The sequence below is a fragment of the Streptomyces atratus genome, assembly GCF_900119365.1.
GTDB lineage: Bacteria > Actinomycetota > Actinomycetes > Streptomycetales > Streptomycetaceae > Streptomyces > Streptomyces atratus_B.
Genome location: NZ_FPJO01000049.1, coordinates 1 through 20,959, shown reverse-complemented (window position 1 = coordinate 20,959; position 20,959 = coordinate 1). Strand labels below are relative to the sequence as shown.

The following is a 20,959-nucleotide window of genomic DNA, read 5'->3' as shown; positions in this document are numbered from 1 at the left end:
CGCCATGACACACACCTTGCGCACCCTCGCCCCGGCCGACGAGGCAGCCGTGCACGCGCTATGGGCGATCTGCTTCGACGCCCCGCACCTCCCTGCGCTGCACGCCCTGGACCCCGACCGCCACCGGCGGACCTTCGTGGCCGCGCGCGGTGACACGGTCGACGCCGTCGTCTGCTACGTGCCGCGGCAGCTCCACGACGCCCACGGCCGGGTCGAACGGGTGGGCGGTATCGGCAATGTCGCCACCCGCCCCGAGGCACGGGGTCAGGGCCTGGTTCGCCGACTGCTCACCATTGCCGCCGAGGCCATGACCGCCGAGTCCTGCGCATGGTCCCTGCTGTTCACGGCCACTCCCGGGGTCTACGAGCGCTCGGGCTGGACCGGCTTCCGCACCTCCTGGGCTGAGGGCCCGCTCACCACTGTTGGCCCACCCGAGCCCCGCTTCCGCATCCGTGCGGCCACCCCGACCGACGCCCCGCGGCTGGCAGAACTGCACGCCGGATTCAACGCCGCACGCCCACTCACCGCGGTGCGGACGGCCAACGACTGGATCCACCGCGTGCCCGCCTGGTACGGCCCCGGCGCCGAATGGCTGATCGCCGAGGACAACGGGGGGACGGCGGTCGGCTACACCGTGACCCAGCACATCGGCGAGGCCGTCGAGGTCCGCGAGTGCGCGGTGACGGAAGCCGCACCGGCGGCCCTCGGTGAGTTGCTCGCCGCGGTGGCCCGCCGGGCCCGTGCGGCGGGCGCCGCAGTCGGCCGGGCCCACCTCCCCGAGGACCCAGCCGTCCGCGCTGCCCTGCCCCGGCTCCTCGCCCAGGATCAGGCCCGGGAGCGGACGCAGACGGTGGGTATGGCCCGCCCGCTCCTTGCCCCGCCGGAGGCGATACGCGCCACGCTGCAGGCCACGGGAGCAACCCACTGGCATGGCGACTCGTTCTGAGCCAACAGTCCCAGGGCCCGATGCGTTTGCCTGCCGTCCACTCAGCATCTGTGGGACCCGACCCGCGGACCTGGCGGTTCGTCCGGTGGGTCCGCCGCGGCACTCGCCGCAGGGCTGACCGGCCTGGAGCTCGGCGGCGACTCGGCAGGCTCGATACGGGTGCCTGCCCACTTCTGCGGCGTCTACGGGCTGCGCCCGTCATTCGGGATCGTGCCGAGGTACGGGAGCGTTTCGGGACATGCTCCTGGGACGCTGGCGGATTTCGATATGGCGGTACTCGGCCCGCTCGGCAGGCACGCCGATGACCTCGACCGGGGCCTCGACGTCCTCGCGGGAGCAGACCACGACCGCGCTCCGGCGTGGCGGCTGGAGCTGCCCCCCGCCAGGTCGAGCACTCTGCGGGAGTTCCGGGTCGCGGCATGGCTCGACGACCCGTTCTGCCCCGTCGACAGCGAGCTGGTCGCGATCATGAAGACGACGCTGGAGGCGGTGCGGGCCGAGGGCGCTGTCGTGGTCGAGGGCAAGGGACCGGTCGGGCTCGCAGTATCAGCCGTTGCTGATGGCGCAGAGCGGGCTGGTCGAGCCGGACGAGTCGTATGCCGGGCTTGTGGAGCGCGCCGCGGCGGAAGGGGACGCGGGCGGGTTCGCGTCGGACCTGACGCTCCGCTTCCGTGACCGGCGGTCATCGCCGTGTCGTCCAGGACGATATGCATGGCGTCGCTCGCAGGGCCATCACCCGGGCCAGGCGCCGGTCCAGCCCACTGTCCAGGTCATCCTCCTCGGACACCGTGGGGGCGCAGCCGGTCCACTCCTTCAGCGCGGTACGGGCCTTCTCCGCACGCTCGGCACCGCCCGCGCAAGGGCCTCCAGGACCTTGCCGCGGCGCGGAGCCGGCTGCTGCTCGTAATCGTTCATCCCTCCAGAGACCACGGATCACCTGTGGACAGATTTCGGAGTTCGCGCAGGTGGCAATGGGTACTGTGAGTTGTGACCATTCGCCATATTCGGCGGATGTGCAGCTGAAGCTCATGGCATACCGTCATCCCGGCCCCGCAGCGCCTTCGCGGCCGCGTGCGGACTCGTCGCGGGGCAGCGGTGGCCGTGTGTTCAGGCGCCAGTGTGCGCCCCGTCGCCGGCACCGAGGAGGGGGACCGTGAGCCGGCGTTCGACGGCATTGGGCATCCGGCGGTAGTACTGCGGTGACCCGATCCGCCAGCACAGGAGGTACAGATGGGGCGGCCGCCCGGCGTGGCCTCGCCCACCTGGCCCGCCTCGACGGAGACTTCCCCACCGCCCTGGCCACTGGAGCTGCTGTCCGGGCTCGACCTGCGCGCCACCACACTGACCACCCAGATCGCCGCCCTCGTACGCGATGCGGGAACCACCCGGGACGTGGAGGACCGTGACCGCGTCCTGGGGACGGAGGCCGCCGTTGCCGGAATCGTCTCCGCCCAGGTCATGGCCGAACTCGCCGTGTGCTTCCACCACGCCGTCCAGAACGACCACGGCAAGGTAAACACCGCGATCTCTCGACTGTGCGACCTCACCCGCGACAACTACGCGTACTACGTCGACATCGCCCAGTTCATGGCCGACACACCCCTCGACCAGGTCTCCGGAGCCCGGTGGCTGGACAGCGAACAGCACACCCGCAATCGCTGGCGTGGCCTGGTCACCGCACGGCAGGCGCACCACAGCGGGCGCTGAACCAACGAGGGGGCTGTTTCCCGCGGGAAACAGCCCCCTTTCCAAAGAGCGGGTTCAGGTGGGGTTCAGCGGAGTAATACCAGTACCCGCATACAGTTCGGGCTCCAGAGACAGGACCGTCACCGGATCCCCCGCCTTCACCGCGTGCCAGGCGATCGCAGCCGCGTGAGCCACCGGCCAGTCCACGGCTCTCCAGTCCACCGCATCCACCGCGTGCCCGGCGGTGAACGGAACGCTCTCCGCGAACCGCAGAGACGCCGCGTGCCGACCTGCACCCATGACGTAGCACAGTCCGGTGGCCGTCCTTCTTCAGACTTGGCGGTGTCTCATGAGACACCGTGATCAGGCTGTGGGCCGGACGCACGCCCAGTTCCAGGTGTAGGCCGCGCACCCCTGACCGGACATGCCGTAGGCGTCGCCCGGCGGCCGTGCGACCGCTCACCGTCGCCGTCGGACTCGACCGCGCCCCCTAGGCCGGGCTCGGCTCACGGTCCGCGCCAGAGGTTGGCGAAGGCCGCGTTCTCGATGGTCCGCCGCTGGCGTACGGCCTCCAGCTCCATCACCGCGTCGTGGACGGCAGCCACCACGGTCGTCACCGCCTCGTCATCGAGGCCGGTCTCATCGTCGGATCGTTCGTCGTCGATGCCCACGACCGAGGCGAGGGCGGCCAGGACGGGTTCCTTCTCTTCCCAGCGGTCGGCTGCACGGCGGCGCGCGGGCGTATCGACCAGTTCCACGTGTTCCGAGCCGAAGGACAGCCGGCCGCTTCGCTGCGCCTTCAGCTCACCGTTCTCCTCCAGGTCGGCCTGGTACGCGGCCGTGAGGTCTCGGCCCCGGCGCCACAGCCAGTCCTCGATCCGCTCGTAGGGCGCCTGCCGAGTGAGCCCTGCCGCAGCCTCGCCCATGAACCGATCGTCCAGTGTCGGCGGTGCACCCGGCACGATGCGGTCGCCGTCCACGGCGACCGTCCCCGCGCCGATGAGATCGATCAGCTCGGCTCCCGCGAGTGCGAGGGACAGGTCGCCCTGTCCCACGGAATGCTTCAGGTCCATGGCGATGATGAACAGGTCTTTCGCCGTGGTCATGAACGGCTCCCTTCGGAGACATCGACAAAGGTGCGTCCCCACCGACCGGGTCCGCGCCCGAGGCCGGCCCGGCGGCGGGGCGACTGTCACGATCAGTATCGCCCCGCCCGCGCGGCCGAAGCCCTTTCGTAAGGCGGCGGGAGTTTCTGCCGACGACGTCGGAACGGCGGGTCCTCGCTGCACTGGATCCCCGAGCCGCTTCGTCCGCCTGTCCACCGAGCGGCTGCGAACGGTCGAAGGGAACAAGATCATCAGGCGCGTGGCGTCGTCCTCCCACATGGAGGGACGAGGCATGTTGAAGCATCTGGAGAACCGCCGAGTTTCGGCTCGTGCCACCAGCCCGACCCCTCAGGCACGGTCGGCACCGCCTGGGCCAGCGCCACCTTGATCGGGAACTCCACAGACCGATCACGCGAGCCCCGTGGACCAGCCCTGTCTGCGATAGAGTTCGGCGGCGTCGCGGCCGAGCCGCTTCATCTCGTACACCGTGAAGATCACACGGCAGTGTGGGGCATGGGCCTTGATCTCCCGCGCGGTCTCGAGTGCCTCCTCAAACTGCGGGCGTACGCGGATACGGGTGCTGATCTTCTCGCTGAAGATCTTGTCCCTCGGGATGCCGTGCTGGGTGAGCGCGTCCAGCTGCGAGTCGAGCTCTTGGCTGCGGGGCGAGCATCTCGCGTACCCGATGCGGCTGTCCGGGCGCGCGGTCGGCCGGGGTGGGCACTCGCAGGAGCTCGGCGAGCCGGGGCACCTCCGACCCGCGGGCCCGGCTGCTGGACGGCAAGGAGTGGGACGCGGTCCGCGAGGGCGTCCTGGCGGGCCTGAGCCTACGTCCCTCTGACGAGGTCGGGACGGGGTGCCGTCATACAAGGGCGGGCATATTGTCCGTATATGGGTGACGTGCGGTGCGGCTGGTGCGGTGCGCGGCTGTCGGAGTCCGAGGCCCGCGGGCGCCGGTACTGCCTGCCGGCGCACCGGCAGGCGGCTTGGCGGGCCCGGCGCCGTTGGCGGGAGGCAGCGCCCGCGCGGAAAGGGGTCGCCGCGGCCGGTGAGCTCCTGTTGCTGCACGTCACAAGCGTCGCGCGGCTACCCGTGGAGCCGCCCCGCCCGGGTTCGCCCGTGGGCTGGAACTGCGCTGCCGTGGCCCGGGTATCTGATCTGGCCGGACAGCTGGTCCGTGCGGCGGTGCTGGCGGATCGGCGGGCCGGGGCGAGCTGGGCACAGATCGGTGCGGGGCTGGGGATCAGCGCCGAGGCGGCACGCAGCCGCTTCGGGCGCAGCCGCAGAGCCGCGCCTGCCGGCCGGGGCGGGTGACGGCCATGCGGGGCCCTGCTGTCCCTGCAAGTGCTGCCGGCCCCGGAAAGGAGCTGCTGGATGCGGTCCTGGCCGACGTCATGCGGGATACCGGCGCATCGGTGGGCCTGGTGTTTCTGCTGCCGCCGGGGGAGCGGGTGCTGCGGCTGGTGCTGGCTTCCGGGATGTCCCGGGAGATCGCCGCTCCCTGGGCCCGTGTTCCCATCGATGCGGCGATCCCGGTGGCGGACGCCGTGCGCCAGAGGCGCCTGGTCTGGCTGGGCAGCCAGGAGGAGATCGCCCGCCGCTACCCCCGGGTCGGCATCGTCCTGCCGTACGACTTCAGGGTCGCCGCAGCCCCGATCACCGACGACACCACCGTGTGGGGCGGCATCGTGCTGCTGTGGCCCGTCCGGCACCCGGCGCAGCTCAGTGCGGCCGAGCAGGAGACGATCACCGCCTGCTGCCGGCGCGCGGCACCGCTCCTGCAACAGGCCGCCGACAGCGGCCGTCCGCTGGGGTTCGCCGACGAACCCCGTCTGCTGCCTGCGCTGCACTCCCGCGAGGCCGACTCGGCCCAGGCCGTGGCCGCCCTGGACTGTGCCGAGCGGCTGCCCGTGGGCTGCTGCGCGCTCGATCTGGACGGCCGACTCACCTACATCAACCCCGCCGGCGCCGGACTGGTCGGTGCCGGTGCCGCCTCCCTGCTGGGCAAACGCCCATGGGAGGTACTTCTGTGGCTGTACGACCCGGTGTTCGAAGACCGCTACCGGGAGGCGGTGGTCTCCCGGCAGCCCACCTCCTTCACCGCCAGGCGTCCGCCCGACATCCGGCTGTCCTTCCAGCTCTACCCTCACGACAGCGGCATCAGCGTCCACATCACCCCCACTGCCGGGGATCCGACCGCCACAGCGGCCGAGGCCGCGGCCCCATCCCCCGCCGGGCTCGTCGGCGCGACGGGGCTGTACCACCTGACGCACCTTGCCACCGCCCTGGCCGAGGCCGTCAGCGTGCAGGACGTGGTCGAACTTGCCGCCGACCAGATCGTGCCGGCCTTCGGCCCGAAGGCGCTGGCTCTTCTCACGGTGAACGACGGACGGCTGCGGATCACCGGCTACCGAGGCTACAGCCCGGAACTGATGGACTGCTTCGACGCGGCCCCCCTGACCTCTGACATCCCCGCTGCACATGTCATCACCACAGGTGTGGCCAGCTTCTTCGCCACCTTCACCGACCTCAAGAGGGCCTACCCTCCTGCCGTGCACCAGGACGAGATAGCAGGCTGGGCCTTCCTCCCCCTGATCGTGTCAGGACGCCCGGTCGGCTCCCTGGTCCTCGCCTACGACCAGCCTCGGCCCTTCCCGCCCGCCGAGCGGGCCATGCTCACGTCATTGACCGGCCTGATTGCCCAGGCCCTGGACCGCGCCCGCCTCTACGACGCCAACCACACTCTCGCCCGCACCCTGCAGACCGGACTGCTGCCGCACACCCTCCCGCGCCTCACCGGCTTTGACGTCGCCGCCCGCTACCGGCCGGCCGGTCACGGCATGGACATCGGCGGCGACTTCTACGACCTCATCGTCTGCACACCCACGACGGCCGCCGCGGTGATCGGCGACGTGCAAGGCCACAACACCACCGCCGCCGCCCTCATGGGACAGGTCCGCACCGCCGTCCATGCCTACGCCGCCACCGCCAGCGCCTCCCCCGGCGCGGTCCTCGCCTGCACCAACCGCCTCCTGGCCGACCTCGACCCCGGCCTGTTCGCCAGCTGCCTCATCGCCCACCTCGACCACACCCACCACCGCGCGCTTCTCGCCACGGCCGGACACCCCCCGGCCCTGCTCCGCCACCCCGACGGGCACACCGACATCCTTCGCGTGCCGCCAGGGCTGCTGCTGGGCATCGACCCGGACGCCGACTACCCCACCACAGAGATCCCCCTCCCTCCCGGCGCCGTCCTCGCCCTGTACACCGACGGACTCGTCGAAACCCCCGGTACCGACATCGACGACGCCACCAACACGCTCGCCGGCCACCTGGCAGCAGCGGAACCCGAGAACCTCGACGCCCTCGCCGATGTCCTCCTCCACCACGCCGAACAATCCGCGCCCCGCTATGACGACATCGCTCTGCTTCTCATCCGCCCGCACGACGGACCGTGAACGCTGCGCCGCTGTATGCGGGCCGCCCGGGGGGAGGAGCTGTCCCAGGGTGGCCCAGCCAGTGGGGAGCCAGTGGGGTACCTCATCAAACGGTCCGGCGAGTACTCCACCCACGAGTTCGGCATCACCCCGGACGGCTACGACGCCCACCTGGACATGGACTTCAGCGTGCTCGGCGAGCATGAGGCGGCCGCCGCATGAGGGGAAAACGTCCCGTCGTTCTCAGGTAAACGTGATCCTCCGCTCGGCCGCATCAGGTGCGACGAAGGCGAGAAGTCGCTCGGCCTCGTCCAGTACTTCCTGTGTGCCCGCTTGCGACAGCGGCCGGAAGGGGGAGATGAGCAGTACGGATCCCTTCACCGACCATGTGCCGTGGACGAAGCCGTCAATGAGGAAGGTGGGCCGCACCATGGCCTGCCCCGGCATCACCAGCTTGCGGTCCGCCTCGCTGATCACTCGCGCGCGGTCCGTGTGCCCGAGGAGGAGGTTGTCGAAGGCGGGCAGAAATCGCACGGGGACGGGCAGGTCCGGGTCGGCGAGCGGCGCGTCGGGCAGGTCGAAGAGCTCAGTGCCCCGCTCGTCGTGGAAGACGCGCAGCTGTGACCGCAGCCCGTCGAGAGTCTCACGCAGGCGGGTCAGCCCCGACCATGTCTGGATGTCCATGACGCCGGCCGGGCCGAACGCCGCCAGGTAGCGGCGGATCATCGTCTCGACTCGTGGCGCTGCCATCGGTCGGCCGATCCAGTGCTCCGCGAGGGTGACGGCGATGTTGGGGCGGTTGCCCCAGGCGCCCCAGGCACCGGTGGCCGGGGCGTGCACCATCGGTACCCGCAGCTCCACCGCCCCCGCGAGCACGCGGCCGTCGCGGCCCGGGAAGCGCTCGGCGAGCGACAGGGCGAGCTTCCGCCGAGGCAGGGTGTGGCCAGCCATCAGCTCCCGACCGGCGTCGGTGAGCTCGGCGATGTTCAACCCGGCGGTCTGCGCAGCGAAGTACTGCGCCCGGGCGGTGCGGTCCAGGACGGGCTGGACGACGGGCCGCAGCCAGCGGAAGTCGTTGCTGCTGGTCAGGTGCTGGGTGCTGCGTAGGGCTGCGGAGCGCACCACGCGCCCGTCGCGGAGCAGTGCCATCAGGTCGTCATGCCGGAAGTCGGCCAGCCGGGTCCACAGCCCCACGTAAGGCCAGTTGGGCTCCTGCCCCTGCAAAGCGACCAGGTGTTCGACGACGTCGAGTACCGGGCGGGAGGTTCGGGCGGCCAGGAACTGTCGCTGGAGCAGTGTCCGGTTCAGGGTGCGGGTGGACAGCACGGGGGCGTCGGTCATGTGGTGCCGGTTCTCCTTGGATGGTGGGGACGTCACCGGGAGCACATCGCCCGTCCGTGTGTGACGGGCGGCGCTCTTCGTGCCTCAGTCGGCGACCCTGACGGAGACGTTGCCCTTGTAGTTGCCCTTCAGCAGGGAGACGAGCGCCTGGGGAGCTGCCGAGAGGCCGCCTTCCACGATCGTGTGGGGGAACACGAAACGGTCCTCGCTCAACCAGGTGCTGAAGTGCTCGGTCCACGCCGCGATCTGCTCCGGGGTGTGATAGGTGGAGAACGGCAGGGCCTCGATCCCCTTGGCGGCCGCCGCGGTGAGGTCCGGCTCGGGGAACCGGTCCTCGTGGTCGCCGATCTGGGTGGCCAGCGCGCCGCACAGCGCGAAGCGGGCCCCCGGCGCCGCCGCCTCGACGGCCGCGTCGAACTGCTCTTTGCCGACGTTGTCGAAGAACACGGTGATGCCCTCGGGCGCCAGTTCCCGCAGATGATCGAGGACGGGGCCGTCGTGGTAGTCGAACGCCGCGTCGAAGCCGAGCTCGTCAACCAGGTAGTCGATCTTCGCCTGGCTACCCGCGCTGCCGATCACCTTCGCGGCGCCCCGGCACTTGGCGATCTGTCCGGCCAGCGACCCGACGCCGCCGGCCGCGCCGGAGACGAAGACGACATCGCCGGCACCGGCCTTGGCGATCTCGGACATCCCGTAGTAGGCGGTGGGCCCCTGGCTGAGGTAGTGCACCGGGCTCGGGAACAGGTCGGGGTCCAGCTTGGGGTACTGGTCGGCAGACCCGGCCGAGTACTCGCACCAGCCGGCCATGGTGCGTACCTGGTCGCCGACGGCCAGGTCCGCACTGATGGACCGCACGACCGTGCCCACCGCGCCGCCGCCGATGCGCTGGCCGACCTCCCACGGCGGGATCGGCAGACGGGAGTCAGCCCGCAGCATCTCCAGGTACGCCACCGACAGACCCAGGTAGTCCGTGCGGACCAGTACTTCTCCCGTGGTCGGCTCGGGCGTAGGCACCTGTACGAGGGCGAAGGTGTCGGTCCCGAGGTCTCCCTTCAGGTGCTTGGCCAGCCGCACCTCCCACATCGTGTCGGGGGTCGTCGGCATCGTGCTGTCGGTCATGGTTCTCCTCGTTTCGATCAGTCGGCGCACCCGGCCTGGGCCCGTGCCGTTCTCGTGAGACCCACGCTATGAGCCATAGCGGTCACTTTCCGACCTCAATTGCCACATCCTGGAGGGCATGGGCGAACACAAGCTCACGGACTCTGCGGCTGCTGTCCCTGCTCCAGACCCACCGGCACTGGCCGGGCGGCGAGCTGGCCGACAGGCTCGGGGTTTCTGCGCGTACCCTGCGGCGCGACGTCGACCGGCTGCGTGAGTTGGGCTACCCGGTCGAGGCCAGTCGCGGCGTCGATGGCGGCTACCAGCTCACGGCAGGCGCCGCCCTGCCGCCGTTGGTGCTCGACGACGAGGAGGCGGTCGCGCTCGCCATCGGGTTGCGTGCGGCCGCCCAGGGCGCGGTTACCGGAATCGAGGAGTCCTCGATCCGCGCGTTCACCAAGGTCGTGCAGGTCATGCCGGCGCGACTGCGCCGACGGGTCGACGCCCTGCGGGTGGTGACCGTGCCCTCGGTCGAGGGCGGTGGGGAGACCGTCGAGGCCGGTGTGCTGACCGCCGTCGCGCAGGCATGTCGGGACGAGGAACGACTTCGCTTCTCCTACACCGCCCGCGGTGGCGAGCGCAGCGCCCGCCATGTCGAGCCCCACGGGCTGGTCTCGCTCAAATACCGCTGGTACCTGGTCGCCTACGACCTGACCCGGCAGGACTGGCGCAGCTTCCGCCTCGACCGCCTCGACGATCCGCGCGGGACCGGAGAGCGGTTTCGCCCGCGCGAGCTACCTGCCGACGACGCCTCGGCCTTCGTCCGTGCGGGGAGCGGCGGCGTCCCCGTTCCGCACACCGTCGAAGCGCTTGTGCACGCCCCCGCAGCGGCTGTTCGCGCGCGCGTTGGCCCGTGGGCGACGGTCGAGGAGGTCGACGAGCAGCGGTGCCGGGTAAGGATGACCTCGCAGACCCCGGACTGGCCGACTCAGGCACTGGGCAATGTGGGTGCGGAGTTCGAGGTGCTCGGCCCTCCCGAGTTCGTCGACTTCGTCCGGGAGTGGGCTGCCCGCTTCACCCGTGCCACCCGCTCGTGATGTCCGGTGGCGGAGGTCCGCCGTCGCAGGCCAAGCGATCAAGATCTTCAATAGACCAAGGTTTCTTTGGAGGATCGGGGGCGGTCAGGCGGCGGTCGGGACGTGTGTGATCTCTCGCAGCGAAGGGTGAGTGGCTGTTGGGGCGTGGGGGCCTGTCCGGCTGATCATGTGACTACTAGGCTGCGACGATGCAGTCTGCGGATCGGGACCAGGCGAACGACTATGACAGCTTCGCCGAAATGTTCTCGGCGGAGACCGAGAACAGCCTCGTAAACGCGTACTACGAGCGGCCCGCGATGTTGGCGCTGGCCGGAGATGTGACTGGCCGTCGGACCCTGGACGCCGGCTGCGGATCAGGCCCCCTGTCCGCTGCACTGCGCGATCGCGGTGCCGTCGGTGGAGTGGCCGATCGCCCACAGGTCCGGGCCGAGCCCGGCCATGGTGAGGCGGTGGTCTCCGAGGGTGGAGGCGAAGGTGAGGTCCGAGTGGTAACGGCCCAGGAAACCGGCGTCAGAAGTGCTGACAGGCCATGGACTGGGCCGTTCAGCAGCCTCGTTGGGGTGTGAGAGGTACGCGCCGAAGGTGGCTGAGAAGGCTCGATCATCGCCCGCGCCGCCAGTGTCGATCACACCTTCCTTTACCGCCACCGCGACGTGCTCGATCCCCTTCATTGCCGCCGCCCACGAATCGGCGGCAATGCGCTGTGGGCGCCTCCACCCGGGACGGCGGGTAGATGACCTTGAGGTGGATGCCTCATGTCTCCGTAGGCGGCTTCGAAGGGCTCTACGGAGCAATTCCAGGCCGTGCCCGGGTCCCCTTTTTCAGCGGACCGCGACACCGGACGAGAGAATCCCTGCATGGCGATCCAAGGAGCTTTCGTGCGTCACATGTAGGGGGGATCGCCTGTATGGCTAAACGGTCACCACGGAGGCATCCAGGGGGCTTGCAGCCCTACCTTTAATGCTCGCGCCGGGTGTGCTAAACCTAGCTCTCGGTTCTATGGTGAACCTTGCGGAACAGGGCCTGGCCGGTCGGCGGGGCCCCTGCACCGACCTCCGTCCGACGTCATGCCGCTCCCGCCCCCTGGGTGGGAGCGCGGTTTGTCGTGCCAGAAAAGAGAGCGCCCCTGTGACCGATCCCGGCATTCCCTCCGACCTTTCGGCCGACGCCACCGCACCCGCGCCCACCACGGGCAACGTGGGGGACACGTCCTACACCGGCAGTCAGATCCAGGTCCTGGAGGGCCTGGAGGCGGTCCGCAAGCGGCCTGGCATGTACATCGGCTCGACCGGCGAGCGCGGTCTGCACCACCTGGTCTACGAGATCGTCGACAACTCGGTCGACGAGGCCCTCGCGGGGCACGCGGACCGCATCGACGTGACGATCCTGGCCGACGGCGGGATCAAGGTCGTCGACAACGGGCGTGGCATCCCGGTGGACATCGTGCCGTCCGAGGGCAAGCCGGCCCTGGAGGTCGTACTGACGGTGCTGCACGCGGGCGGCAAGTTCGGCGGCGGCGGCTACGCCGTCTCCGGCGGTCTGCACGGCGTGGGCATGTCGGTGGTCAATGCCCTGTCGACGCGGGTGGAGGCGGAGGTGCGCTCCAGCGGGCACCGCTGGAGCCAGGAGTACGAGAAGGGCGTGCCGACCGCCGCGCTCAAACAGCACGAGGAGACCTCCGAGACCGGCACCTCGCTGACGTTCTGGGCCGACGGCGACATCTTCGAGACCACCGAGTACTCCTTCGAGACGCTGTCGCGCCGCTTCCAGGAGATGGCCTTCCTCAACAAGGGCCTGACCCTGACGCTGACCGACGAGCGTGAATCCGCGAAGGCCACGGTGGGCGCCGACGACCCGGACGCGGACGTGTCCGAGCCGGTGGCGCGGACGGTGAAGTACTTCTACGAGGGCGGCATCGTCGACTTCGTGAAGTACCTGAACGCGCGCAAGGGCGAACCCGTCCACCCGTCGATCATCTCGCTGGAGGCGGAGGACACCGCGCGCTTGCTGTCGGTAGAAGTCGCGATGCAGTGGAACACCCAGTTCTCCGACAGCGTGTACTCCTTCGCGAACACGATCCACACGCACGAGGGCGGTACCCACGAGGAGGGCTTCCGCGCGGCGATGACGGGTCTGGTCAACCGCTACGCGCGGGAGAAGAAGTTCCTGCGCGAGAAGGACGACAACCTCGCGGGTGAGGACATCCGTGAGGGTCTGACGGCGATCATCTCGGTGAAGCTGGGTGAGCCGCAGTTCGAGGGCCAGACGAAGACCAAGCTGGGCAACACGGAGGCGAAGACCTTCGTGCAGAAGGTCGTGCACGAGCACCTCAACGACTGGTTCGACCGGAACCCGAACGAGGCCGCGGACATCATCCGCAAGTCGGTCCAGGCGGCCACGGCGCGTGTCGCGGCCCGCAAGGCCCGTGACCTGACGCGTCGCAAGGGTCTGCTGGAGTCGGCTTCGCTGCCGGGCAAGCTGTCGGACTGTCAGTCGAACGACCCGGCGAAGTGCGAGATCTTCATCGTCGAGGGCGACTCGGCCGGCGGCTCCGCGAAGTCGGGCCGCAATCCGATGTACCAGGCCATCCTGCCTATCCGCGGCAAGATCCTGAACGTCGAGAAGGCGCGCATCGACAAGATCCTCCAGAACACCGAGGTCCAGGCGCTGATCAGTGCCTTCGGTACCGGTGTGCACGAGGACTTCGACATCGAGAAGCTCCGCTATCACAAGATCATCCTGATGGCGGACGCCGACGTCGACGGCCAGCACATCAACACCCTGCTGCTGACGTTCCTGTTCCGCTTCATGCGGCCGCTGGTCGAGGCCGGTCACGTCTATCTGTCGCGCCCCCCGCTGTACAAGATCAAGTGGGGCCGGGACGACTTCGAGTACGCCTACTCCGACCGCGAGCGCGACGCACTCGTCACGCGCGGAACCGGCAGCGGCAAGCGCCTGCGCGACGACACCATCCAGCGCTTCAAGGGCTTGGGCGAGATGAACGCCGAGGAACTGCGCATCACCACCATGGACGTGGACCACCGCGTGCTCGGCCAGGTCACCCTGGACGACGCCGCGCAGGCCGACGACCTGTTCTCGGTGCTGATGGGTGAGGACGTCGAAGCCCGGCGCTCCTTCATCCAGCGCAACGCCAAGGACATCCGCTTCCTCGACATCTGAGCCGACGGCAGTTGCACCCTCCCGGTACGGGGCCCGCGTCCGCGGGCCCCGGCCGCGTCACCCACCCATTCTCTGTACTTGGAGCGAATGCGTGAGCACTCCGCCTTCCGCCCGTCCCCGCACCCCGGCCGGAGACGGCTCCGACTACACCGCGCGGCACCTGCTCGTCCTCGAAGGACTGGAGGCCGTCCGCAAGCGCCCCGGCATGTATATCGGGTCCACCGACAGCCGTGGCCTCATGCACTGCCTCTGGGAGATCATCGACAATTCAGTCGACGAGGCCCTGGGAGGGTACTGCGACCACATCGAGGTGATCCTCCACGAGGACTCCTCCGTGGAGGTCCGGGACAACGGCCGCGGCATCCCCGTGGACGTCGAGCCCAGGACCGGCCTCTCCGGGGTCGAGGTCGTCATGACCAAGCTGCACGCCGGCGGCAAGTTCGGCGGTGGGTCGTACGCGGCCTCCGGCGGCCTGCACGGCGTCGGCGCCTCCGTCGTCAACGCCCTCTCCGCCCGCCTCGACGTCGAAGTGGACAGGGCAGGCCACACCTACGCGATCGGCTTCCGCCGCGGCGTGCCCGGCCACTACTCCGGACCCGGTGAGGACGCCGGCTTCGCCCCGGGCGGAGGGCTGCGCAAGCGGAAGGCGAGGGGCCGCAACGCGAACGGCACCGGGAACCGGACGCGTTACTGGGCGGACCGGCAGATCTTCCTCAAGGACGCCGAGCTCACGCTGGACACGCTCTACCAGCGTGCCCGCCAGACGGCCTTCCTCGTCCCCGGCCTGACCATCGTCGTCCGCGACGAGCGCGCCCTGGAAGGGGCCGGCAAGACCGAGGAGACCTTCCGCTTCGACGGGGGCATCAGCGAGTTCTGCGAGTACCTCGCCCAGGACAAGCCGGCCTGCGACGTCCTGCGCCTGACCGGCACGGGTACCTTCAAGGAGACCGTCCCGGTCCTCGACGACCGCGGCCACATGACCCCCACCGAGGTCACCCGCGAGCTCGGCGTGGACATCGCCCTGCGCTGGGGCACGGGCTACGAGACGAACGTGAAGTCGTTCGTGAACATCATCGCCACCCCCAAGGGCGGCACCCACATCTCCGGCTTCGAGCGCTCGGTCACCAAGACCGTGAACGAGGTGCTGCGCTCCGCGAAGCTGCTGCGAGTGGCCGAGGACGACGTGGTCAAGGACGACGCGATGGAGGGCATGACGGCCGTCGTCACCGTCCGCCTCGCCGAGCCGCAGTTCGAGGGCCAGACCAAGGAGGTCCTCGGTACCTCGGCGGCCACCCGGATCGTCGCGGCCGTCGTCGCCAAGGAGCTCAAGGCCTTCCTGACCTCCACCAAGCGGGACGACAAGCAGCAGGCCCGTTCCGTGACGGAGAAGATCGTCGCGGCCGCCCGGACCCGGATCGCGGCCCGCCAGCACAAGGAGACGCAGCGCCGCAAGACCGCGCTGGAGTCCTCCTCGCTGCCCGCGAAGCTGGCCGACTGCCGCAGCGACGACGTGGAGCGCAGCGAGCTCTTCATCGTCGAGGGCGACTCGGCTCTCGGTACCGCCAAGCTCGCCCGGAACTCCGAGTTCCAGGCGCTGCTGCCCATCCGCGGCAAGATCCTCAACGTCCAGAAGTCCTCGGTCTCGGACATGCTCAAGAACGCCGAGTGCGGGGCGATCATCCAGGTCATAGGAGCCGGCTCGGGCCGGACCTTCGACCTCGACGCCGCCCGCTACGGCAAGATCGTCCTCCTCGTGGACGCCGATGTGGACGGCGCGCACATCCGCTGCCTGCTGCTTACTCTGTTCCAGCGCTACATGCGCCCGATGGTCGAGGCGGGCCGGATCTTCGCCGCCGTGCCGCCGCTGCACCGGATCGAGCTCGTCCAGCCGAAGAAGGGCCAGGACAAGCACGTCTACACGTACTCGGACAACGAGCTGCGCCAGACCTTGCTGGAGTACCAGCGCAAGAACATCCGCTACAAGGACTCGATCCAGCGCTACAAGGGTCTCGGCGAGATGGACGCTGACCAGCTGGCGGAGACCACCATGGATCCCCGCTTCCGCACCCTGCGCCGGATCAACTTCGGCGACCTGGACTCGGCCGAGTCGGTCTTCGACCTGCTCATGGGCAACGAGGTGGCCCCGCGCAAGGAGTTCATCACCAGCTCCGCCGCCACCCTGGACCGCTCCCGCATCGACACCTGAGCCATCAACTCCGGCGAGGGACAGCGCCACACCTGTGGCACCCGACAGGTTCCCCGACATCGCTGCCGAGCTGCGTCGATTCACCTCGATCCCATTGCGCAACACAGATCGGTGCTGCTCAGCCCCGCCGTCGCGGCGCCCCCGGCCGCCGGGCCCTCACCGAGCGGCGGCACGCAGGCGCCCGGCGGCCCGGCTCCGGCCCCGGGGCTCGCCACGGGCAAGTCGGCCACGGCGACCCACGGAACGCCGTCGGCCCCCTCTGTACGGACAATCAGCTCAGAGTGTTGCGGTGGCCACCGAGAGACGAGACCACCGGATACGGACGGGCGGTCGGAAGTCGATAGCTGCCTCCCTTCAGGCCGAGCGGAGGCCACGGCTCGACGCCCAGCTAGCTAGGCACGGTGGCGCGGACCCTCTCGCCTGTGAAGGTGCACACCGCTTCGGACTGGAGCGCGACGGGCGCGCGGTGGCGGACATCAGCTCGGGAAGCTCGTGCGCTCCGACTCCAGTTGCCTTACTGGCCCGCAGCTAAGAGGTGTTGGGCCTTGGTGCGCGTCGATTCGGTACCCGGTGTTCCCCGTGGTTCCCCGCACGACCTGGCACGTGTCCGGCACGACCTTTTCGTCCCGAACGCGATCAGGCGTACCGAACCTGGGGTCCTGGGATTCATGACCCGTCGGCTGTCCCGATGGCTGGACGCGGCCATTTGCAGCTAAGGGATTCTGGCCGTCACTGCGCCGATTGCAGCGCGCACGTCACCCGGTCCCGACGACCTGACGACACACCAGGCATTGCCCCCTTACTCACCGTGCGCACGCCTTAACATCCGGTGATGAAGCGACCGGTGCCCTCGGGCTGCAGAAGGCGGAAGAAATGATTGCACGAAGAGACCTGCTCGTAGCCGGGGCCGTCGGTGGGGCGGCCCTGGTCCTGCCAGGACCTGGTGGGGCGGAGGCAGCCCCGAACGGGACAGCGGTGGCCCCCGGGGCCAGGTCTGCCGGTAAATTCCCGGTTCCCACCCTGGACCCCACGACCATCCCGAAATACGTCACCAACCTGGTGATCCCGCCGGCGATGCCGAAGGCTCGCCACTCGCAGCGGCACGGCATCGACACGTACGTCATCGGCGTGCGGCAGTTCAGCCAGCAGGTATTGCCGCCCGCTCTGCCGTCCACCACTGTGTGGGGATACGGCTCGCTCGGGGACAACAACACGTTCAATTACCCATCGTTCACCATCGAGGCCAGGGTGGACCGGCCTGTCCGGGTCACCTGGGTGAACGATCTTGTCGACGGCCAGGGCCGCTTCCTCCCGCACCTGCTGGCGGTCGACCCCACGCTGCACTGGGCGAACCCGCCGGGCGGCAAGGCCGGGCGCGATTCCCGGCCGACGTTCACCTCGACGCCGGGTCCGTATACCGGCCCCGTGCCGATCGTCACTCACCTGCACGGTGGGCATTCCACCGAGGAGAGCGACGGCTACACCGAAGCGTGGTACCTGCCACGCGCGAACAACATTCCTCCTGGATTCGCCACCGTGGGCTCGTTCTACAACGAGTTCCAGGAGAAGTTCGCCGATGCGCACGGCCTGAAGTGGAAGCCGGGTACCGCGACCTTCCAGTACGCCAACAACCAGCGGGCGACGACCCTCTGGTTCCACGATCACACCCTGGGTCTGACCCGTCTCAACGTCTACGCCGGACCCGCCGGGTTCTATCTGCTGCGCGGCGGCGAGTGCGACCTGCCCAAGGGGGTTCTGCCCGGACCGGCGCCCGCCTTCGGCGATCCTCCGGGCACTCGGTACCACGAGATCCCCCTGGCCATCCAGGACCGCTCGTTCAACTCGGACGGCTCGCTGTTCTACCCCACGAGCCGGGAATTCTTCGACGGGTTCGCGGGTCCGTACATTCCCACCACCGACGTATCTCCCATCTGGAACCCCGAATTCTTCGCCAACACCATGGTGGTCAATGGGCGGACATGGCCAAATCTCGAGGTCGAACCGCGTCGCTACAGGCTGCGCTTCCTCAACGGATGCAATGCCCGGTTCCTGATCCTGAAGATCGCGGACAGTCCGACCACCCGGCCGGCCCAGTCGGCCGTACCGTTCTGGCAGATCGGCAACGAAGGTGGATTCCTGCCCTCGCCGGTGCAGTTGGATCGGCTGCTGTTGGCCAACGCGGAGCGGGCCGACGTCATCGTCGACTTCACCGGGATCCCGGAAGGCACCGAGCTGTACCTCATCAACGAGGGCGCGGACGAACCCTTCGGCCGGGGCGAACCAGGCGTGGACTTCCCCGTGGCGGATCCGGCCACCACCGGGCAGGTGATGAAATTCGTGGTCGGCCCGCTGGCGAGCAAGGACAACAGTGTCCCGCCGGATCGGCTCAGGCTGCCCAAGATCAGGCCACTCGGCTCCTCGAACGTCACCCGTCGGCTCTCCCTCAACGAGATGCAATCCAGCAGTCCCCAGGTGCCGCCGGGAACGCCGGTCCAGACTTTGCTCGGAACGGTCGACTCCGCCGGGAATCCGGTGTTGCTGGGCTGGGCCGACCCGGTCACGGAGAACCCAAGGCTGAACGCGACCGAAACATGGGAGCTGCACAACTTCACTGTGGACGCCCACCCGATCCACATCCACGAGGTGGCGTTCGAGGTGGTGAACCGGCAACCGTTCAACGGGTCGCCCATGCCGCCGGAGAGCTGGGAGCGTGGCTTCAAGGACACCGTGATCGCCTATCCCGGAGAAATCACCCGGGTGAAGGCCCGGTTCGACCACCCTGGTCGCTTCGTCTGGCACTGCCACATCGTCGAGCACGAGGACAACGAGATGATGCGGCCGCTGCAAGTCGGAGGCAGACGCAAGAAGGACCACTGACAGGTCAGCGCCCGTGGTCCGTCAAAGCAGTCAGGCCGAGCACGCCCCGGCTACCTACGCTGCGCTGGGGCGGTGACCGCTGCCGGACTCGTGCCGGTGCTGCTCGCCTGCGGCGCCGCGTACTTCCTCACCACGAATCTGGCTGGACTGCGGGCGGACGCGGACCCGGGTGCTGATCTTCTCGGCGAAGATCTTGTCCCGTGGGATGCCGGGTCCGGCGAGTGCGTCGAGCTGCGACTGGAGTTCCTGGGTGAGGCTGGAGCACCTCGCGTACCCGATGCGGATGTCCGCAGTCGGGGTGTCGAGGCCGGCTTCAACTACCCGTCCGGGAGTGAGGTGCGACGGCGGCGTGCCGAGCCCTACCGCCTGGTCGCATCCGACCGGCGCTGGTACCTCCTCGCCTACGACCTCGACCGCGACGACTGGCGCAGCTTCCGCGCCGACCGGATGACCGAGGTGGTTGCCCGGACCTGGCGCTTCCGCCCACGCCCGGCGCCCGACGCAGCGACGTACGTGCAGGAGGGTGTGGCGAGCAGGGTCTACCCGCACCGGGCGCGCTTCCTCGTGCACGCGTCGGCCGACACGGTGCGCGCGCAGCTTCCGGCGTCGGCGGCCGTCGTACGACGGCGAGAGAGCGAGCTCTGCGAGGTGCTCAGTGGCGCCGCCAGCCTCGACGCCGTACTCATGCACGTACTCCTGCTGGGGCACGACTTCGAGATACTTGACCCTCCGGAGCTCGGGAGCCGCTGCCGCGCGCTGGCGGAGAGGCTGCTGGCGGCCGGTGCAACGGTCTCATCGGCGCCGGACATGCAGGAGTCATGAACCGCGACCACGCTGCGCCGACGCCGACTGACTGCCTCCGTGCCGAACACGTCGACCCGATCCTCGGCTTCGCCATGCGCCGGGCCATCGCACCGACGACATCGTCGCGGAGACCCCCCTGGTGGCCTGGCCCATGCCCGGGATCCCTGACGCGCCGCCGCCTGACTTCGCCTGATGAGGCAGCGGCCCGTTCTCCTGCGAACGGGGGATCATGCCGCCTGTTCGTATCCGTCGCCACCGGGCGGGTCGCCCCCGCCGCGTAGCGGGCTGAAGTCGACGTCCAGATGCGGATCGTACGCCTCGGGCTGGAGGCCGAGTTCGTGGGTGGAGTACTCACCGAAGCGACGGATGTGCTCCGCCAGGTACGGCGAGATGTGGGCCAGGTCCTCGGGATCGATGGTCTGGCCCTCCTCCTGGAGCTGGCGCACGATCTCGGCGATGTCCAGGGCGTTGTGGAAGATGACCGCGTTCGTGAGCAGAGCATTGAATTTCGCGGTCCTCTCCTGCTCGACGGGGTCGTTGCCGGTGATGACACCGCCGTTGCCGAAGCCGATCCACTGGGAGAAGCCGTTGAACGCCTCGACCTTGTTCGTCGCCGCGGTCACCCGCCGGCGCAGTGGGGCATCCGAGAGGCAGCGCGCCGCCGGGGCATCCAACGCCATACCTCTGGGTCGGACGCAGAGGACAGGAGAGCTTCGGCGTGGTCGGTGGACAACGGCACGAGGCGGACAGTTCCACCGAGGAGAAAGTTGTTGGTCACTGCAACACGGTAGAGCCGGTGATCACCCACAGACCTGTCGGTTCAGAAGCAGGTGCTCAGCTTGACGTTTATCCTCGCCTGTCACCCAACCTGCTGATCTGCGGTTCTTCCCGGGACAGCGGAGGCGGCCGTTCTCCACGCTTCGAGATGTCGAGTCACGAAGCACGAGAGAACGGCCGCTGCGTATGAGTCTCCCTCTCCCAGGGCCCGCAGGCGAGGCGTTGGATGTCTTGTCCCGCTTTCGGGTCGAGTTCTACGAGTGCCTTTACGCCCGCGCGGATGCACTCTTCGAGCTCACGGACGCGGTGCTGTGCGCGGACGGGCCGGTGAAGACCCTGGTCGAACTGTCGCTGGCCCTCGAGCACCGGCGTGGGCATGGTGCTCTGTACGCAGCGTTGGACCG

The 20,959-nt window shown here is 69.2% G+C and carries 16 protein-coding genes and 3 pseudogenes; 13 read left to right on the top strand and 6 right to left on the bottom strand.

Translation table 11 applies throughout. The annotated features are described in order from the left end of the window. The first annotated feature begins 4 nt into the window (after positions 1-4). From BT364_RS40710 to BT364_RS37000, 3 genes are all read left to right on the top strand, one after another. A complete protein-coding gene (locus BT364_RS40710; RefSeq protein ID WP_072489558.1) occupies positions 5-946 on the top strand; it encodes a GNAT family N-acetyltransferase in 942 nt (313 codons plus the stop codon). Between the two features lie 30 nt (positions 947-976). Beyond that, entirely contained in the window at positions 977-1,621 is a 645-nt protein-coding gene (locus BT364_RS37010; protein ID WP_079179836.1) for an amidase family protein, read from the top strand. A gap of 555 nt (positions 1,622-2,176) precedes the next feature. Beyond that, positions 2,177-2,653: a hypothetical protein gene (locus BT364_RS37000; protein WP_072489555.1), complete on the top strand. Its 477-nt coding sequence runs from the start codon at positions 2,177-2,179 to the stop codon at positions 2,651-2,653. 485 nt (positions 2,654-3,138) lie between these two features. On the opposite strand, the gene BT364_RS36990 is transcribed toward BT364_RS37000, so the two are convergent. Both BT364_RS36990 and BT364_RS44490 read right to left on the bottom strand, forming a co-directional pair. Continuing rightward, on the bottom strand, positions 3,139-3,738 hold the full coding sequence (locus tag BT364_RS36990) for a GOLPH3/VPS74 family protein (RefSeq protein WP_072489553.1): 600 nt from the start codon (positions 3,736-3,738) through the stop codon (positions 3,139-3,141). Between the two features lie 501 nt (positions 3,739-4,239). Then, positions 4,240-4,377: pseudogene (locus BT364_RS44490) on the bottom strand (recombinase family protein); the annotation flags it as partial. A gap of 501 nt (positions 4,378-4,878) precedes the next feature. On the opposite strand from BT364_RS44490, the gene BT364_RS40700 reads away from it, so the two are divergent. The 3 genes from BT364_RS40700 to BT364_RS43765 all read left to right on the top strand — a co-directional run bounded on the left by BT364_RS40700 (position 4,879) and on the right by BT364_RS43765 (position 7,397). Beyond that, positions 4,879-5,052, top strand: a complete 174-nt coding sequence (locus tag BT364_RS40700; protein ID WP_164495457.1) for a hypothetical protein — start codon at positions 4,879-4,881, stop codon at positions 5,050-5,052. Positions 5,053-5,057: 5 nt separating this feature from the next. Beyond that, positions 5,058-7,196, top strand: a complete 2,139-nt coding sequence (locus BT364_RS36980; protein WP_072489552.1) for a SpoIIE family protein phosphatase — start codon at positions 5,058-5,060, stop codon at positions 7,194-7,196. A 72-nt stretch (positions 7,197-7,268) separates the two neighbouring features. Continuing rightward, entirely contained in the window at positions 7,269-7,397 is a 129-nt protein-coding gene (locus BT364_RS43765; protein ID WP_256260396.1) for a hypothetical protein, read from the top strand. 21 nt (positions 7,398-7,418) lie between these two features. On the opposite strand, the gene BT364_RS36975 is transcribed toward BT364_RS43765, so the two are convergent. Both BT364_RS36975 and BT364_RS36970 read right to left on the bottom strand, forming a co-directional pair. Further along, positions 7,419-8,516, bottom strand: a complete 1,098-nt coding sequence (locus BT364_RS36975) for a winged helix DNA-binding domain-containing protein (protein ID WP_072489551.1) — start codon at positions 8,514-8,516, stop codon at positions 7,419-7,421. Positions 8,517-8,600: 84 nt separating this feature from the next. After that, positions 8,601-9,635, bottom strand: coding sequence for an MDR family NADP-dependent oxidoreductase (locus BT364_RS36970; RefSeq protein ID WP_072489550.1), 1,035 nt, complete (start codon positions 9,633-9,635; stop codon positions 8,601-8,603). Positions 9,636-9,703: 68 nt separating this feature from the next. Between BT364_RS36970 and BT364_RS36965 the strand changes: the two genes are divergently transcribed. Next, positions 9,704-10,711, top strand: coding sequence for a helix-turn-helix transcriptional regulator (locus BT364_RS36965; protein WP_072489549.1), 1,008 nt, complete (start codon positions 9,704-9,706; stop codon positions 10,709-10,711). 188 nt (positions 10,712-10,899) lie between these two features. Continuing rightward, positions 10,900-11,103 (top strand): annotated as a pseudogene (locus BT364_RS43760) (SAM-dependent methyltransferase); the annotation flags it as partial. Here the strand turns inward: BT364_RS43760 and BT364_RS42115 are convergent. Beyond that, a complete protein-coding gene (locus tag BT364_RS42115; RefSeq protein ID WP_177328380.1) occupies positions 11,065-11,340 on the bottom strand; it encodes a hypothetical protein in 276 nt (91 codons plus the stop codon). The pseudogene BT364_RS43760 and the gene BT364_RS42115 overlap by 39 nt on opposite strands. A gap of 499 nt (positions 11,341-11,839) precedes the next feature. Here BT364_RS42115 and gyrB point away from each other — a divergent pair, with 499 nt between their 5' ends. From gyrB to BT364_RS36935, 4 genes and pseudogenes are all read left to right on the top strand, one after another. Beyond that, a complete protein-coding gene (gene gyrB, locus BT364_RS36955) occupies positions 11,840-13,891 on the top strand; it encodes a DNA topoisomerase (ATP-hydrolyzing) subunit B (RefSeq protein ID WP_072489548.1) in 2,052 nt (683 codons plus the stop codon). 91 nt (positions 13,892-13,982) lie between these two features. Next, on the top strand, positions 13,983-16,097 hold the full coding sequence (locus BT364_RS36950; RefSeq protein WP_072489547.1) for a DNA gyrase/topoisomerase IV subunit B: 2,115 nt from the start codon (positions 13,983-13,985) through the stop codon (positions 16,095-16,097). Positions 16,098-16,970: 873 nt separating this feature from the next. Continuing rightward, positions 16,971-18,974 (top strand): multicopper oxidase domain-containing protein, encoded by a 2,004-nt coding sequence (locus tag BT364_RS36945; protein WP_072489546.1) that lies wholly within the window; start codon positions 16,971-16,973, stop codon positions 18,972-18,974. Between the two features lie 300 nt (positions 18,975-19,274). Beyond that, a pseudogene (locus BT364_RS36935) lies at positions 19,275-19,796 on the top strand (WYL domain-containing protein); the annotation flags it as partial. Between the two features lie 209 nt (positions 19,797-20,005). Here BT364_RS36935 and BT364_RS36930 read toward each other — a convergent pair. Further along, positions 20,006-20,452 carry a Tn3 family transposase gene (locus BT364_RS36930; protein ID WP_177328379.1) on the bottom strand — a complete coding sequence of 149 codons (447 nt, stop codon included), beginning with the start codon at positions 20,450-20,452 and terminating at the stop codon, positions 20,006-20,008. A 289-nt stretch (positions 20,453-20,741) separates the two neighbouring features. On the opposite strand from BT364_RS36930, the gene BT364_RS43750 reads away from it, so the two are divergent. Beyond that, positions 20,742-20,959 (top strand): transposase (locus BT364_RS43750; protein WP_143166612.1); only part of this gene is annotated, 218 nt, incomplete at its 3' end.

Excerpts from the sequence above, each read along its gene's own strand:
- BT364_RS40710 (WP_072489558.1), top strand. The coding sequence starts at position 5 with ATGACACACACCTTGCGCACCCTCGCCCCGGCCGACGAGGCAGCCGTG.
- BT364_RS37000 (WP_072489555.1), top strand. The coding sequence starts at position 2,177 with ATGGGGCGGCCGCCCGGCGTGGCCTCGCCCACCTGGCCCGCCTCGACG.
- BT364_RS36990 (WP_072489553.1), bottom strand. The coding sequence starts at position 3,738 with ATGACCACGGCGAAAGACCTGTTCATCATCGCCATGGACCTGAAGCAT.
- BT364_RS36980 (WP_072489552.1), top strand. The coding sequence starts at position 5,058 with ATGCGGGGCCCTGCTGTCCCTGCAAGTGCTGCCGGCCCCGGAAAGGAG.
- BT364_RS36975 (WP_072489551.1), bottom strand. The coding sequence starts at position 8,516 with ATGACCGACGCCCCCGTGCTGTCCACCCGCACCCTGAACCGGACACTG.
- BT364_RS36970 (WP_072489550.1), bottom strand. The coding sequence starts at position 9,635 with ATGACCGACAGCACGATGCCGACGACCCCCGACACGATGTGGGAGGTG.
- BT364_RS36965 (WP_072489549.1), top strand. The coding sequence starts at position 9,704 with ATGAGCCATAGCGGTCACTTTCCGACCTCAATTGCCACATCCTGGAGG.
- BT364_RS36945 (WP_072489546.1), top strand. The coding sequence starts at position 16,971 with ATGATTGCACGAAGAGACCTGCTCGTAGCCGGGGCCGTCGGTGGGGCG.